Origin of the sequence: Streptomyces venezuelae (assembly GCF_008642295.1) — a bacterium.
Classification (GTDB): Bacteria; Actinomycetota; Actinomycetes; order Streptomycetales; family Streptomycetaceae; genus Streptomyces; species Streptomyces venezuelae_C.
This window is the reverse complement of sequence record NZ_CP029190.1, coordinates 498,068-509,817: the sequence shown is the minus strand read 5'-3', so window position 1 is coordinate 509,817 and position 11,750 is coordinate 498,068. Positions and strand designations below refer to the sequence as shown.

Sequence of the window (11,750 nt, the reverse complement as noted above, 5' to 3'; positions counted from 1 at the left end):
CCCGGGTCAGCTGCCCTCGGTGATCGCCGGCGCCGGCTCGTGCTTGAAGTTCACCGCGCCGAAGTTCGCCTTGACCGACTTCTCCCAGGAACCGTCCTGGACCATCTTGCGCAGCGCCGCATTGATCTTCGTCTGGAGTTCGGTGTCGCCCTTCTTCAGGCCGATCCCGTACTTCTCGTTGCTCAGGCTCAGCCCGGCGAGCTTGAACTTGCCCTGGTTGATGTCCTGGGCGGCGTACCCGGCGAGGATCGCGTTGTCCGTGGTCATCGCGTCCAGCACGCTCTCCTTGAGCGCGGTGACGCACTCGGAGTACCCGCCGACCTCCGTGATGTACGCCTTCGGGGCGAGCTTGGTGCGGATGTTCTCCGCGGAGGTGGAGCCGGTCACCGAGCAGAGGTTCTTGCTGTTCAGGTCCTCGGCCTTGGTGATGCCGGTCTCCGTGCTCCGGACCAGCAGGTCCTGGTGGGCCACGAAGTAGGGGCCCGCGAAGTCCACCCTCGCCTTGCGCTTCTCGTTGATCGAGTAGCTCGCGACGACGAACTTGACCTCGTTGTACTGGAGCATCAGCTCCCGGTCGGAGCTGAAGACCTGCTTGAACCGGATCCGGTCCTCGGAGTACCCGAGCTCCTTGGCGACGTACCGGGCCACGTCCACATCGAATCCGGTGAACCGGCCGCCGGCCTCCCGAAGCCCGAGACCGGGCTGGTCGAACTTGATCCCGATGGAGATGGTGGGCAGGTCTGCGGCGTCTTCACCGCACCCGGAAGCGGTCAGGACGAGTACGGTCACTGCGGCGACCGCACCGGCCTTGGAAACCTTCATCATGGACTTTCGATCGAACGAACGGGGGGCTCGTGAGGAAGCTAGAAAGGCCACGCGCGCACCGTCACTAGTTCTGAGGAAAACTTGAGGATAACGATCCGGTTCTGCCGCAGATCCTGCGGCGGCGGCGGGCGGGGAGCGGAGACACGAGGATGGCTGGTTCCGTACGGATCGAGGGGAACGCCCTGCTGATGGGCGGCGGGGTACAGGTGCGGTTCATCCGGACGCTGCGGCTGCCGGAGTCGGGCACGCACCCGCTGCCACCGGGCATCGGAGAGTTCCCGTTGCGGCGGATCGAGGACTGCCCCGGCCCGGTGCCCGAGGAGTGGCGGGCCCGCGGCGGCGTGATCCTCCCGGTGTACCTGCGGGAGGCGATGTGGCTGAGCTTCGCCGGCACCCGCGAGCCCGCCGCCCTGCAGATCGGCGTGGGCAAGGTGTGCGCCGTATCGGGGGAGCGGTGGACCGGACGGCTGGCGCGGCGTCCGCAGAACTACGTGGTGCTGCCCCGGCAGCCGTGGCTGGACGGCATCAACTCGGGCAGCGGGACCGTCCGCCAGTTCGTCGCCGTGCCGCTCGGGCTGGGCGCTACCGTGGAGGGCCAGGTCACCGGGGAGGAGACCACCGGCGGGGTGCAGCTCCAGGCCTTCCCGCTGTCCGGGCCCCGGCTCGCCGCATGGCGGGAGGAGCAGCGGCCCCGGGCGGCGTACGGCGGTGCACCCGCAGCCCCGGGCGGCCCCGGCGGCCCGGTACCGGGCGGTGGTGCCGTCCCCATGCCCGCCATGCCGCCCATGCCGCCCCTGCAGGCGATGGCACCCGGGGGCTACGGCGCTCCGCCGCCACCCGGAGCCCCCGCCCCCGCCCGCGCCGCCGCTCCCGCGGCCATGGGCCTGGGCGTCGGCGGATCGATGAAGCAGGAGGTCTACCAGGACGAACGGCCGCTCTCGGACTGGTCGGCGGACCCGGCCGGGCGGGTCTTCGTGCACCTGGTGACCCCGCCCGAGTGGCAGCGCATCACCGGCGAGCCCGCCCCGCCCTCCCCGGTCGACCGGGCCGCGTACACCCGGGCCGGACTGCCCTGGTTCGACTATTACGACGAGGACGGCACCGACCTCGCCCCCAGCGACACCCTCGGCCAGGTCAAGCCCGTGGGGGACTGGCTCGGCGAGGACCACACCCCGTGGGTGCCGCCGGTCCCGGGCCAGGTCCAGCCGCTGGGCGACCAACCGGGGAAGCCGGTCGCCGACGGCACCTGGTGACCCCCGGGCCCGCCGGGACCGGTGGAGCGGTACCCGACGAACTGCCCGATCGGGCCTCTGACCTGCGCTTTCAGTTCTCTATTGCTGTGACCGGGAAGGTTCACCAGGTTGGGCCGCGCTGATGGCCACGATGGCGATTCTTGGAAAACGACCGACGTTGCCCCTCGCTTCACTTGATCTAGTTCGATCAGTAATGAGGTGCGTCCGGCACCGCACGCGGCTGTTCGGCGCTGGCTTGGGTCAGCCTCACGCCTCTGCGGAGGTGGCCGGTCGTGTCGCATATCGGTGGCGCATGGCGTCGCTGGCTGCGGGACCTGCAGTGAAGACATAGGTGTCGCTGTCGTCGAGTCGGCGGCCGGTCTTGGCGTCGACGAGGACAGGCTCGACTTCCTCGCCGCTGTGCGCGTCGATGAGGATCATGCTGCGTTCGGCCGGTGTGAGGCGGGAGTTGCCCCATGCGGCCAGGGCGATGATCACCGGTCGGAGTGAGTGCCCGAGTTCGGTGAGGACGTACTCGTGGCGTACGGGGTTGGTCTGGTAGGGCCGGCGCTGCAGCAGTCCGTCGGCGACGAGGGTTTTCAGCCGGGTGGTGAGCATGCTGGAGGAGATGCCCAGGCTCTCCTGGAACTGGTCGAAGCGCGTGTAGCCGTCAAAGGCGTCGTGGAGGATCAGCAGCGTCCACCACTCGCCTACGTGTTCCACCGTCGTGGACAGTGGACACTCCCGGTCCTCCGGCCTGATCCGGCTTGCCATGGTGGCCATCCCCTCAGTTACTGCTAAAATCGAAGTTAGTGGCTTCTATTTTAGCAGTAACTGAGGGGGTGGTGCCTTCTGCGCCCGCACCCGGAACGGAGTACACCGTGACCACATCCATCAGCGAATCCCTCGAAGGCCGACGCGCTCTGGTCACCGGCGGCACCAAGGGCACCGGAGCCGCCATCGCCCGACGTCTCGCCCAGGCCGGCGCGACCGTGCTGGTCACGGCCCGCAGCCACCCCGACGACGTCGAGGAGAAGGCGTTCATCACCGCCGACCTGTCCACCGCCCAGGGCGCCTCTCACGTGGCCGCCGAAGTGGACGCCCGCGTGGGCGGCGTCGACATCCTGGTCAACACCCTCGGCGGGTCCGAGGCACCTGCCGGAGGGTTCGCCGCACTCGGCGAGGACGACTGGGCCAGGGAGCTGAACACGAACCTGCTGGCCGCCGTGCGCCTGGACCGCGCACTCCTGCCGCACATGATCGCCACAGGTAAGGGCGTGATCGTGCATGTCACCTCGATCCAGCGCCGCATGCCGCTGTGGAACGGAACCCTGGCCTACGCCGCGGCCAAGGCCGCCCTGACCACCTACAGCAAGGGCCTGGCCAACGAGGTCGCCCCGCACGGCGTCCGCGTCAACACCGTCTCGCCCGGTTTCGTGCAGACCTCGGCCGCCGACAACCTCGTCGCCCGGATCGCCCACGACGCAGACATCACGCAGGAAGCGGCGCTGGGCCGGCTCATGGACTCCCTGGGCGGCATCCCGCTGGGCCGTCCCAACCGGCCCGAGGAAGTGGCCGAGCTCGTCGCCTTCCTCGTCTCGGACCGCGCCTCGGCCATCGTCGGTGCCGAACACGTCATCGACGGCGGCACCACCCCCACCGTCTGAACCCGCCACCACCCCAAGGAGCGTCATGCACGACATCCAGCCCCGCACCAGCACCCCGGACACCCTGCCCGAGGTGATCACCCGCTACCTGACGGCGCACCGCGCCCACAACACCGCTGCCGCAATCACGGCGTTCACCCGCGAAGCCACAGTGATCGACGACGGCAACACCTACGAGGGCATCGAGGCGATCGGGGAATGGCTCAACCGATCGGCCACCGAATTCACCTACACCATCCACCTCACCGGCGCCCAGCAGACCGACGCAACCCACTACATCGCCACCCACCACCTCGAAGGCAACTTCCCTGGCGGGACCATCGATCTCCGTTACCAGTTCACACTCCGCGACGGCCTCATCGAACGCCTCGTCATCGAACCCTGAGTCCCTGCCGGCGCCACCCGTTGCCGCCTCAGGGGTTCTGGCTCAACTTCCGTGCTGAGTGACGCTCCGTTACGGCTGGACATCGAAGAGAGCAATGGAAGGGGGTGGCGGGGCAAGCACTGCGCGAAGGCGCGTCAGTATGGCTCGCCACTGCTTCCAGTCCTCCGGATCGAACCAGTTTGAGGCCGGCCCGTCCTCGTCGCCGACGATGCGGGCGAGGGCTCCGTCGGCGAGTGCCCGAAGGTCGGAAGGGAACACGGGCATCGGTGATTCCGGGCCGTAGGACATGTCGACGGGTTCGCCTCCCGGGCATTGCGCCGCGATCAAGGCGGCGGCGGCCACCGCCTCTTCCGCTTCCGTGAGATAGCCGGTGGCGTCGATCGTCCGGATGAGGACGCCTCGGATCAGGGCTTCGCGAGCCTCGGGCTCGGCTTCGTCGAGGGCGTTGGCGAAGTCCGCGGCTGTGTCGTTGTCGAAGGGACCGGTATCCCAGGTGCCCATGCTGATCTCCTTGCGTATGGTCGCCCGGATCCTCGCATCAGGGACTGACAACATGACTACGGGGCGAGCAGGACTCGTTTGCGCAGGAGGTCGAAGCCTGCGCGGCCGAACATCTGGCGCTTGAGCATCTTGATCCTGTTGACGTGTCCTTCGACGACGCCGGAGTTCCAGGGCAGCGTCAAGCCGGCGATGACGGCGTCGCGGTCTCGGTCGATACCGGCCGCGAGAGTGTGGAGGCTGGGAAGGTCGTCTTGGCGGACGGCGTCGAGCCACTGCGGAAGTCGTTCACCCTGCCGCTCGGTGAGCATCTGGGCGAAGGACCGGACGTGACCGGTCAGGGCATCGAGTTCGGGGCAGTTGGCCAGGACGGCCTTGAGCCGGAGCTGCTCGATCTCGGTCAGCGTCTCGGGTCGGCTGAGGATCCATCTCGTCACCACGCGGGGAGCCGGCGGTTGCGCGGTGACCGGCCGTGGCGCGGTGCGCTTCTCTCGCAGGTAGGCGCTGACTCTGCCATAGCTGCCGCGATAGCCCAAGGGAACGATCTCCTCCCACAGCTTCCAGGCGTTGGTGCAGCCCTCGTCCCAACGTTTATCCAGGTAGGGGTTGTACTCGTCGAGGACGGAGGTCCGGTTGTGCTGCCACTGGCCGCGAAAGAGGTCATCCGGCCTGGCCACGTCGGCGAGGCTCTTGACGGTCCGGTGGGTCATTTGGAGCTGACGCCCGATGGAACGGCGACTGTGGCCGGCTTCCAGCATCGCGTGGACCGTGGCGTGCCGGGCTCGGACGCGGTTGGCGAACCGCTCGCTCCGCCATGGCGAGTCCGTCTTCTCCTCGGGCGGCGCGGGTTCGTCGGCCTTCGCCACGGGATCGGGGACCAGAACGCGAAGACACTGGCGGTGGCGGGCGACCGCCCGCTCGGAGGCTTCCCCGAGGTTGTGCCATAAGTGCCAGCGGTCGGCGACCTGCGTCGCCTGGGGTGCCCCGGCCGTGGCGCCTTCCGCGAAGAACGGCGCGCGGTCCCGGCAGACGACCTCGATCCCTGGCCGCTGTGCGAGCCAGGCGGCCAGGCTTGATGCTTCTCGATCAGGCAGGAGATCGATCGGACGGCGGGTCTCGACGTCCACCAGGACAGTGCCGTAGCGGCGGCCCTTGCGGGTGGCGTACTCGTCGACGCCGACCACCCGAGGCATCGGCACCTTTGGCTCGGGCAGCGCCTCGACCAGGCGCAAGACCGTGCTCCGGCTGATGGACGTGCCAAGCACGGCAGCCAGGCGGGCGCCGGCTCGACCAGCCAGGGCGAGGCCGACTGCGGTCAGAATGGAACGCAGTCGTTCGGTGCGCTGGCCGTGCCTGCGGGTGAGGCCGGATATCTGTTCCACGAACGTCTGACGTGGGCACTTGGTGTTCCCGCACCGGAATCGCCGGACCCGCAGCTGAAGTACGACGCTTCGTCCGGCGCTCGGTACATCAGCGAGAAACCGCAGGTAGGAGCTGTGAACCCGGGTCGAGCAGACTCCGCATCCCGGGCAGGCAGCGCCGGCCGTGGTGCACTGCGCGTCAAGGCGCACGTTCTCGATATCCACGTCCACCGACCGCACCGCGATGTCCGCGATCGCCGGGAACAACAGCGCCTTCAGCTGGAGGGCAACGTCTTCCACAGCCCGGACTGTCAGCCCAGCGGAACTGACCACCGTCCATTTTTGGGCGACTTCGAATGCCGTCCGGACACGCTCAGCCGTCACTCACCGTGGCCACTGCACGAAAGCTGAGCCAGAACCGCCTCAGGTGAAAAGCCCCGCTCGCCTCGCAATCTCGGCGACTCACCTTCCTGCCAGGTCAGGCCGCCAATCGCAGAGGCCGTCCGCCCCAGCGGATGCCTTTCTCGCTGCGGATGCGGGCGCGTTCCTTGTGTTCGGCGGCCAGGACATCGCGGTGGCGAGCGTTGGGGTTGCGCCACCGGAGGTAGGCGGGCAGGGCCCGGGTCTGAACGGTGTGATTGGGGTGATTGGAGTTGGCGATGGTGAACTGCCGCAGTGGTCCGAAGTGGGCCTCGATCGGGTTGGCCCACGAGGCGTAGGTCGGGGTGAAGCACAGCCCGACCTTGTGCTTCTTCGCCCAGCGGCTGATGCCAGTGCCTTTGTGGGCGGACAGATTGTCCAGGATCACGTAGTGGCTGCGCGATCTCTGACGACGGAGGGGGAGCAACATGGGCGAAGCTCGGAAGTACACGCCGGGTACCCACGCAGCACTGATGTCTTTGTGCCGTGGTACCTGCTACTGGCCGGGCTGCGACGAGCCGGTGACGAAGTTGGTGGACGGCGAGCACATTCTGAACTTGGAAATTGCTCACATCCGCGCCGTCAGCTCCGGGGGCAAGCGCTTTGACCCACAGATGACTCTCGAAGAGAAGAACGACTTCGCGAATCTGCTGCTGCTGTGCAAGGCTCACCACATGCGTGTCGATGGCCGTGACAGCGACCAGTACAGCGTCGCGATGCTCGGCCAATGGAAGCGGGAACGAGAGTCCGGGGCTGGCAGCGTTGCAGGGGCTTCGGGGGCTCACCGAGGCACGCCTCAGGGAACTGGTGACCGAGTCGTTTGAGTCGTTCTTCGACGAGACACACGAGGCGCTTGCTGAGCTTGCACGCATCGCACCCGAGGCCGCCGCGACTCTTCGAGTGCTGGTCGCGGAGTTGACGGACCCCCGCGTGCATGGATTCGGTGTTGATCCCGACGCTGCATGGATGCTGCAATCAGCTGCCCAGGACTTGCGTGGCCTTGAGGACAGCGCTGGCACTCTTCGGTCGGCTGCCGACAAGCTGCGGGGGCTGGAGGACTCGGCGAACACACTACGTGACGCTGCCGAAGAACTCGCAGGGTCAGCGCATCTGATTGAACAGTTGACGTACGCGGCCAAGCAACTGCGGAGTGCGCGAGGTGACTACTAGGGCCTGTTTTGAATTCAGATCATGAATAGCGGTTCAGGCTCGTCGGCTGCCTGGCGACTGGTAGAAGGGGTCCATGACTCGTGGCGATCTGACGGACAGTGAGTGGGAGCTGGTCGAGCCGTTCCTGCCGATGGCGGCGACGGGGCCGATCCCGGACCTGCGGCGGCAGTTCGACGCGATGATGTGGCGGTTTCGGGTGGGGAGTCCCTGGCGGGATGTCCCTGAGCGGTACGGCAACTGGCCGACGATCTACGGCCAGTTCGGCTCCTGGACGCGCAAGGGCGTCTTCCAGGCGCTGATGGAGGGGATGATCGCCGAGGCCGCCGCGCGCGGGCAGGTCGACTTGTCGCTGGTCAGTGTGGATTCCACCGTTTCCCGTGCGCATCATCACGCGGCCGGGATGGTCGTGGACGCCGAGTTGCTGGAAGAGTTGGAGAAGGCCGTCGGGGAGGAAAAGGGGCTGCAGCGAAGGGACAAACCGGGGCAGTAGCTGACCGGAGTGCGGTCGCTGACGGTGCGGAGGACGCCGAGCGGGAGGACAGGCGTCGGCTGCGCCGCCGCCGTCGGGCAAGGCTGAAGGCGGCCGCGTTGGGGCGTTCGCGCGGTGGCCTGACCACGAAGACCCATCTGGCCGCCGAGCGGCGCTGCCGGCCGTTGTCCTTCGTGGTCGCCCCGGGCCAGGGCGCGGACAACCCGCAGTTCATCCCGGTCATGGACAAGGTCAAGGTGCGGGGTCCGATCGGCCGGCCACGCACCCGCCCCGACGCGGTGGCCGCCGACAAGGCCTACTCCGCCCACGCATCCCGGGCCTACCTGCGCCAACGGCGGATCAAGGCGGTGATCCCGGAGAAGGACGACCAGGCCGCCAACCGGAAGAAGCGGGGCAGCAGTGGCGGGCGGCCCGTCGGTCACGACGCCGGTCTGTACCGCGATCGCAACACCGTCGAGCGTGCCATCAACAAGATCAAGGACTGGCGGGGCATCGCCACGCGCTACGACAAGACGCCCACCAGCTTCGAAGCAGGCCTCCATCTGCGCGGATCCGTCATCTGGCTCCGCAGCCTGAAACCGACATCATGATCTGAATTCAGAGCAGACCCTAGCGGAAGTCGGCCATGTCGATGGCCATGCCGCTGTCGGAGAACGCGGAGAACAAGGCGAAGGGGCCGTTGTTGCCGCCCTCGATGTTGCGCATACCGCTGTCGGAGCCGACCTGCTTGCCGGAGGAGTCAAAGACGGTGGCGACGTACGCCACGGGTGTTCCGGGGGTCCACGTGCCGGCTACCCGGTCGCACGGCACCGACACGGTCAGCTTGTTGGAGCTGAAAGACGAGCTGACGCCCTTCTTGATCCCCTCGCCGGTTGGGCTGTTGTCCCCGGCCTTGCCGTCGGCGCCGAGCACGACGGCTTGCGAGACCAGGACCTTGACGGTCAGCCCCGACACGTCCCGCAGCGGAAGACTCCCGGTCACCTCCAGCGTCTCGCCCTTGGATACGAACTGGAAGGGCAGGAAGCAGTCGACCATGAGGGTCTCCTTCGCATAGCCCGGCGCTGTCGCCGGATCACGGCATCCCTACCCGGCTGCGGCGAGGATGCGGCGGTCATTCGCTCGAAGGGGTGAACCGTCTCGGTTTGCCGGACAGATCTTCCCCCAGTCCGAGACGCCACTGCGCACCCGCCGACCCGGCGCCTACCATCGCCCCGGCGCGACCACCCCACCCTCACTAACCGGAAGAAGCGGGGCAGCAGTGGCGGGCGGCCCGTCGGTCACGACGCCGGTCTGTACCGCGATCGCAACACCGTCGAGCGTGCCATCAACAAGATTAAGGACTGGCGGGGCATCGCCACGCGCTACGACAAGACGCCCACCAGCTTCGAAGCAGGCCTCCATCTGCGCGGATCCGTCATCTGGCTCCGCAGCCTGAAACCGACATCATGATCTGAATTCAGAACAGACCCTAGAGGGCACGATGGATCTCGGCCCCCGTCGGCTGCACTGCGACGGGGGCCGAGACTACGATGGGCGCGCATGATCACCAACGCGAATAGATAGCTCGCCGTAACCCACGAGCGAGCACACGCCGCATGGTCAGGAAGGGCCGCCCGGACGGGAAACAGCCTGAGCTGCTCCGCGTGCCGGCCGGGGCGACCATGCACGACCTGCGCCACATCTACGCCTCGCTGCTGATCAAGCACCGAGAGAACGTCAAGACGGTGCAGAAGCGAATCGGTCACGCAAAGCCGTCGATCACGCTCGACACGTACACGCACCTGTGGCCTGACGGCGAGGACACGACGCGGGTAGCCGTCGAGGCGGTCCTCGGCGATGTGCCCCGTTGTCCCCTGCCGAGCTCGCCTAGAAGCGTTTTTGCAGGTCAGAGACCCTGATCGGCGGTACTCGACGTACCGGCACCCGTGCCCGCCGGGCCGCCGCCCACCCGGACGCTCAGGGGCGGGAACCGGCCATCGGCCGGTCCGCCGCCTGGCCGCCGGGACCGGCCCGCGCTTCACTGCGGGGCCATGAGACGACAGAGGATCACGAGCCTGCTGGGCGGACTCCTGCTCGCGGCAGGCTCGTTGCTCGGCACCGGAACACCGGCGGCGGCCGGCACCCCGCCCCCGCCGCCCGAGTTCGGCAGTGACTGGCACGACCCGCTCACCGCCAACCCGCCCGTGGACAGGCCCGCCACCCGGTCCTGCACCCAGACCCTCGCCGAGGCACAGTTCCGCGACTTCACCCCGTACCAGGGGAGTTACATTCCGCCCGCCGACTGCGGCGGTCCCTGGGCCAAGGTGGTGCTGCGGCTCGACGGCAAGGTCAAGGGCCGCCAGTACGACCGGCTCGGCAACCTCACCCTCGGCGGGGTCGAAATCCTCCGCACCTCCACCCCGCAGCCCTCACCCGACGGCATCACCTGGGCGGTGGAGAAGGACGTCACCCGCTACCGCGACGTCCTCAGCCGCCCGCAGCCCGTCGAGATGCTCATCGGCAACGTCGTCAACGACACCTACACCGGCGTCATCGACGTCAAGGCGACCCTGACCTTCTACGCCGCCGAAGGCCCGGTCCGGCCCGCCGCCACCCCCGACCGGGTGCTCCCGCTCACCGGCGGCACCCTCACCACCCCGCGCAATACCGAGCGCATCCTTGCCGAGGTGTACGCCACCGGCTCCGGCGGCGGCTGCGAGGAGTACTGGTACCTGACCGTCCCGGACGCCGCCCCGTACTCCTGCAAGGCGGCCGAGGGCCCCTACCGGGAGGTGCGGATCGCCGTGGACGGGCGGCTCGCCGGCATCGCCGCACCCTTCCCCACCGTCTGGACGGGCGGCTGGTCCAACCCCTTTCTCTGGTACGTCACCCCCGCACCCCGCGCCTTCGACGTCCAGCCGGTGGTCTACGACCTCACCCCGTTCGCCGGACTCCTCAACGACGGCCGCCCGCACCGGATAGAGGTGTCCGTGGCCGGGGTCCCGGCCGGGCAGACCGGCTGGAGCACCCCCGTCAACGTACTGCTGTGGCAGGACGCGGCACGGCAGGTCGTCACCGGCGGACTGACCCGCCACGAGGCGGGCGAACCGGCCAACTCCTCGGTCCACACGGCCGGTCCGGAACACCGGCTGGACACCCGGGGCGGGCACAGCCTGACCGTCTCCGGATACCTGGACACCTCCCACGGCCGGATCACGACCACCGTCACCCGCACCCTCGCCAACACCTCAATGCACCGGTGGACGGAGGGCGAGGACCGGGACGTGCTGACGGCCTCCTGGACCGACCGGGAGACCGTGACCAGCGGACGCACCACCACCCGTACCCAGCGCACGTACACCATGGACGGCGAGACCACCCTCGGCGCGGGCGACCGGCTGCGGACCGTCCTCGCCCTCGGTGACCGGGCGGACACCCTGACCCTGCGCGACGGCCGCACGATGTCCGCCGAGCGGCTGGACCACCGCTACACCGGCGACGCCACCTACACCACCGGCGTCCCCCGCGACCAGCGGCACGCGGTCGGCACCAGCTCCGAGCGCTATCGGCGGTACGGCACGGCCGGCTGCTACGACCGGACCGTCGGCACCGCCCAGGGCACGGTCACCGAGGACCGCCGCCGCTGCTGAGACGGGACTGCCGGGCGGGCGGCGGCCATGGAACGATGGATCATCCCGAGCCGTCCGATCGTCCGATCGGCCG

General features: G+C 68.4%; 12 protein-coding genes and 3 pseudogenes. 9 read left to right on the top strand and 6 right to left on the bottom strand.

From position 1 onward, the window contains the following. Positions 1 to 6: 6 nt before the first annotated feature. Positions 7 to 822, bottom strand: a complete 816-nt coding sequence (locus tag DEJ50_RS02425) for a glutamate ABC transporter substrate-binding protein (RefSeq protein ID WP_150211836.1) — start codon at positions 820 to 822, stop codon at positions 7 to 9. A gap of 152 nt (positions 823 to 974) precedes the next feature. On the opposite strand from DEJ50_RS02425, the gene DEJ50_RS02420 reads away from it, so the two are divergent. After that, positions 975 to 2,078: a hypothetical protein gene (locus tag DEJ50_RS02420; protein WP_150205754.1), complete on the top strand. Its 1,104-nt coding sequence runs from the start codon at positions 975 to 977 to the stop codon at positions 2,076 to 2,078. Between the two features lie 246 nt (positions 2,079 to 2,324). Here the strand turns inward: DEJ50_RS02420 and DEJ50_RS02415 are convergent, their stop codons facing one another. Continuing rightward, on the bottom strand, positions 2,325 to 2,831 hold the full coding sequence (locus DEJ50_RS02415; RefSeq protein WP_190344220.1) for a winged helix-turn-helix transcriptional regulator: 507 nt from the start codon (positions 2,829 to 2,831) through the stop codon (positions 2,325 to 2,327). Between the two features lie 107 nt (positions 2,832 to 2,938). Between DEJ50_RS02415 and DEJ50_RS02410 the strand changes: the two genes are divergently transcribed. After that, positions 2,939 to 3,724: an SDR family oxidoreductase gene (locus tag DEJ50_RS02410; RefSeq protein WP_150205753.1), complete on the top strand. Its 786-nt coding sequence runs from the start codon at positions 2,939 to 2,941 to the stop codon at positions 3,722 to 3,724. Between the two features lie 25 nt (positions 3,725 to 3,749). Next, a complete protein-coding gene (locus tag DEJ50_RS02405) occupies positions 3,750 to 4,109 on the top strand; it encodes a nuclear transport factor 2 family protein (protein WP_150205752.1) in 360 nt (119 codons plus the stop codon). A 69-nt stretch (positions 4,110 to 4,178) separates the two neighbouring features. Here the strand turns inward: DEJ50_RS02405 and DEJ50_RS02400 are convergent, their stop codons facing one another. From DEJ50_RS02400 to DEJ50_RS02390, 3 genes and pseudogenes are all read right to left on the bottom strand, one after another. After that, positions 4,179 to 4,610 (bottom strand): DUF4259 domain-containing protein, encoded by a 432-nt coding sequence (locus tag DEJ50_RS02400; protein WP_190344219.1) that lies wholly within the window; start codon positions 4,608 to 4,610, stop codon positions 4,179 to 4,181. Between the two features lie 56 nt (positions 4,611 to 4,666). Then, positions 4,667 to 6,268 carry an ISL3 family transposase gene (locus DEJ50_RS02395; RefSeq protein ID WP_223837543.1) on the bottom strand — a complete coding sequence of 534 codons (1,602 nt, stop codon included), beginning with the start codon at positions 6,266 to 6,268 and terminating at the stop codon, positions 4,667 to 4,669. A 178-nt stretch (positions 6,269 to 6,446) separates the two neighbouring features. After that, a pseudogene (locus DEJ50_RS02390) lies at positions 6,447 to 6,782 on the bottom strand (transposase); the annotation flags it as partial. Positions 6,783 to 6,816: 34 nt separating this feature from the next. Between DEJ50_RS02390 and DEJ50_RS02385 the strand changes: the two are divergent. The 3 genes and pseudogenes from DEJ50_RS02385 to DEJ50_RS02375 all read left to right on the top strand — a co-directional run bounded on the left by DEJ50_RS02385 (position 6,817) and on the right by DEJ50_RS02375 (position 8,638). After that, positions 6,817 to 7,212 carry an HNH endonuclease signature motif containing protein gene (locus tag DEJ50_RS02385; RefSeq protein WP_150205750.1) on the top strand — a complete coding sequence of 132 codons (396 nt, stop codon included), beginning with the start codon at positions 6,817 to 6,819 and terminating at the stop codon, positions 7,210 to 7,212. Beyond that, positions 7,196 to 7,558: a hypothetical protein gene (locus tag DEJ50_RS02380; protein WP_150205749.1), complete on the top strand. Its 363-nt coding sequence runs from the start codon at positions 7,196 to 7,198 to the stop codon at positions 7,556 to 7,558. The genes DEJ50_RS02385 and DEJ50_RS02380 overlap by 17 nt, the downstream gene beginning before the upstream one ends. A 73-nt stretch (positions 7,559 to 7,631) precedes the next feature. Next, a pseudogene (locus DEJ50_RS02375) lies at positions 7,632 to 8,638 on the top strand (IS5 family transposase). A gap of 19 nt (positions 8,639 to 8,657) precedes the next feature. Here DEJ50_RS02375 and DEJ50_RS02370 read toward each other — a convergent pair. After that, positions 8,658 to 9,083, bottom strand: a complete 426-nt coding sequence (locus DEJ50_RS02370; protein WP_150205748.1) for a hypothetical protein — start codon at positions 9,081 to 9,083, stop codon at positions 8,658 to 8,660. A 201-nt stretch (positions 9,084 to 9,284) separates the two neighbouring features. On the opposite strand from DEJ50_RS02370, the pseudogene DEJ50_RS02365 reads away from it, so the two are divergent. The 3 genes and pseudogenes from DEJ50_RS02365 to DEJ50_RS02355 all read left to right on the top strand — a co-directional run. Next, a pseudogene (locus DEJ50_RS02365) lies at positions 9,285 to 9,497 on the top strand (IS5/IS1182 family transposase); the annotation flags it as partial. A gap of 146 nt (positions 9,498 to 9,643) precedes the next feature. Further along, a complete protein-coding gene (locus DEJ50_RS02360) occupies positions 9,644 to 9,946 on the top strand; it encodes a tyrosine-type recombinase/integrase (RefSeq protein WP_150205747.1) in 303 nt (100 codons plus the stop codon). A 132-nt stretch (positions 9,947 to 10,078) separates the two neighbouring features. Beyond that, positions 10,079 to 11,677, top strand: coding sequence for a peptide-N4-asparagine amidase (locus DEJ50_RS02355; protein WP_150205746.1), 1,599 nt, complete (start codon positions 10,079 to 10,081; stop codon positions 11,675 to 11,677). Positions 11,678 to 11,750 lie beyond the last annotated feature (73 nt).

Coding starts and splice junctions, on each gene's coding strand:
- DEJ50_RS02425 (WP_150211836.1), bottom strand. CDS start 822: ATGAAGGTTTCCAAGGCCGGTGCGGTCGCCGCAGTGACCGTACTCGTC.
- DEJ50_RS02420 (WP_150205754.1), top strand. CDS start 975: ATGGCTGGTTCCGTACGGATCGAGGGGAACGCCCTGCTGATGGGCGGC.
- DEJ50_RS02415 (WP_190344220.1), bottom strand. CDS start 2,831: ATGGCAAGCCGGATCAGGCCGGAGGACCGGGAGTGTCCACTGTCCACG.
- DEJ50_RS02405 (WP_150205752.1), top strand. CDS start 3,750: ATGCACGACATCCAGCCCCGCACCAGCACCCCGGACACCCTGCCCGAG.
- DEJ50_RS02400 (WP_190344219.1), bottom strand. CDS start 4,610: ATGGGCACCTGGGATACCGGTCCCTTCGACAACGACACAGCCGCGGAC.
- DEJ50_RS02385 (WP_150205750.1), top strand. CDS start 6,817: ATGGGCGAAGCTCGGAAGTACACGCCGGGTACCCACGCAGCACTGATG.
- DEJ50_RS02370 (WP_150205748.1), bottom strand. CDS start 9,083: ATGGTCGACTGCTTCCTGCCCTTCCAGTTCGTATCCAAGGGCGAGACG.
- DEJ50_RS02360 (WP_150205747.1), top strand. CDS start 9,644: ATGGTCAGGAAGGGCCGCCCGGACGGGAAACAGCCTGAGCTGCTCCGC.
- DEJ50_RS02355 (WP_150205746.1), top strand. CDS start 10,079: ATGAGACGACAGAGGATCACGAGCCTGCTGGGCGGACTCCTGCTCGCG.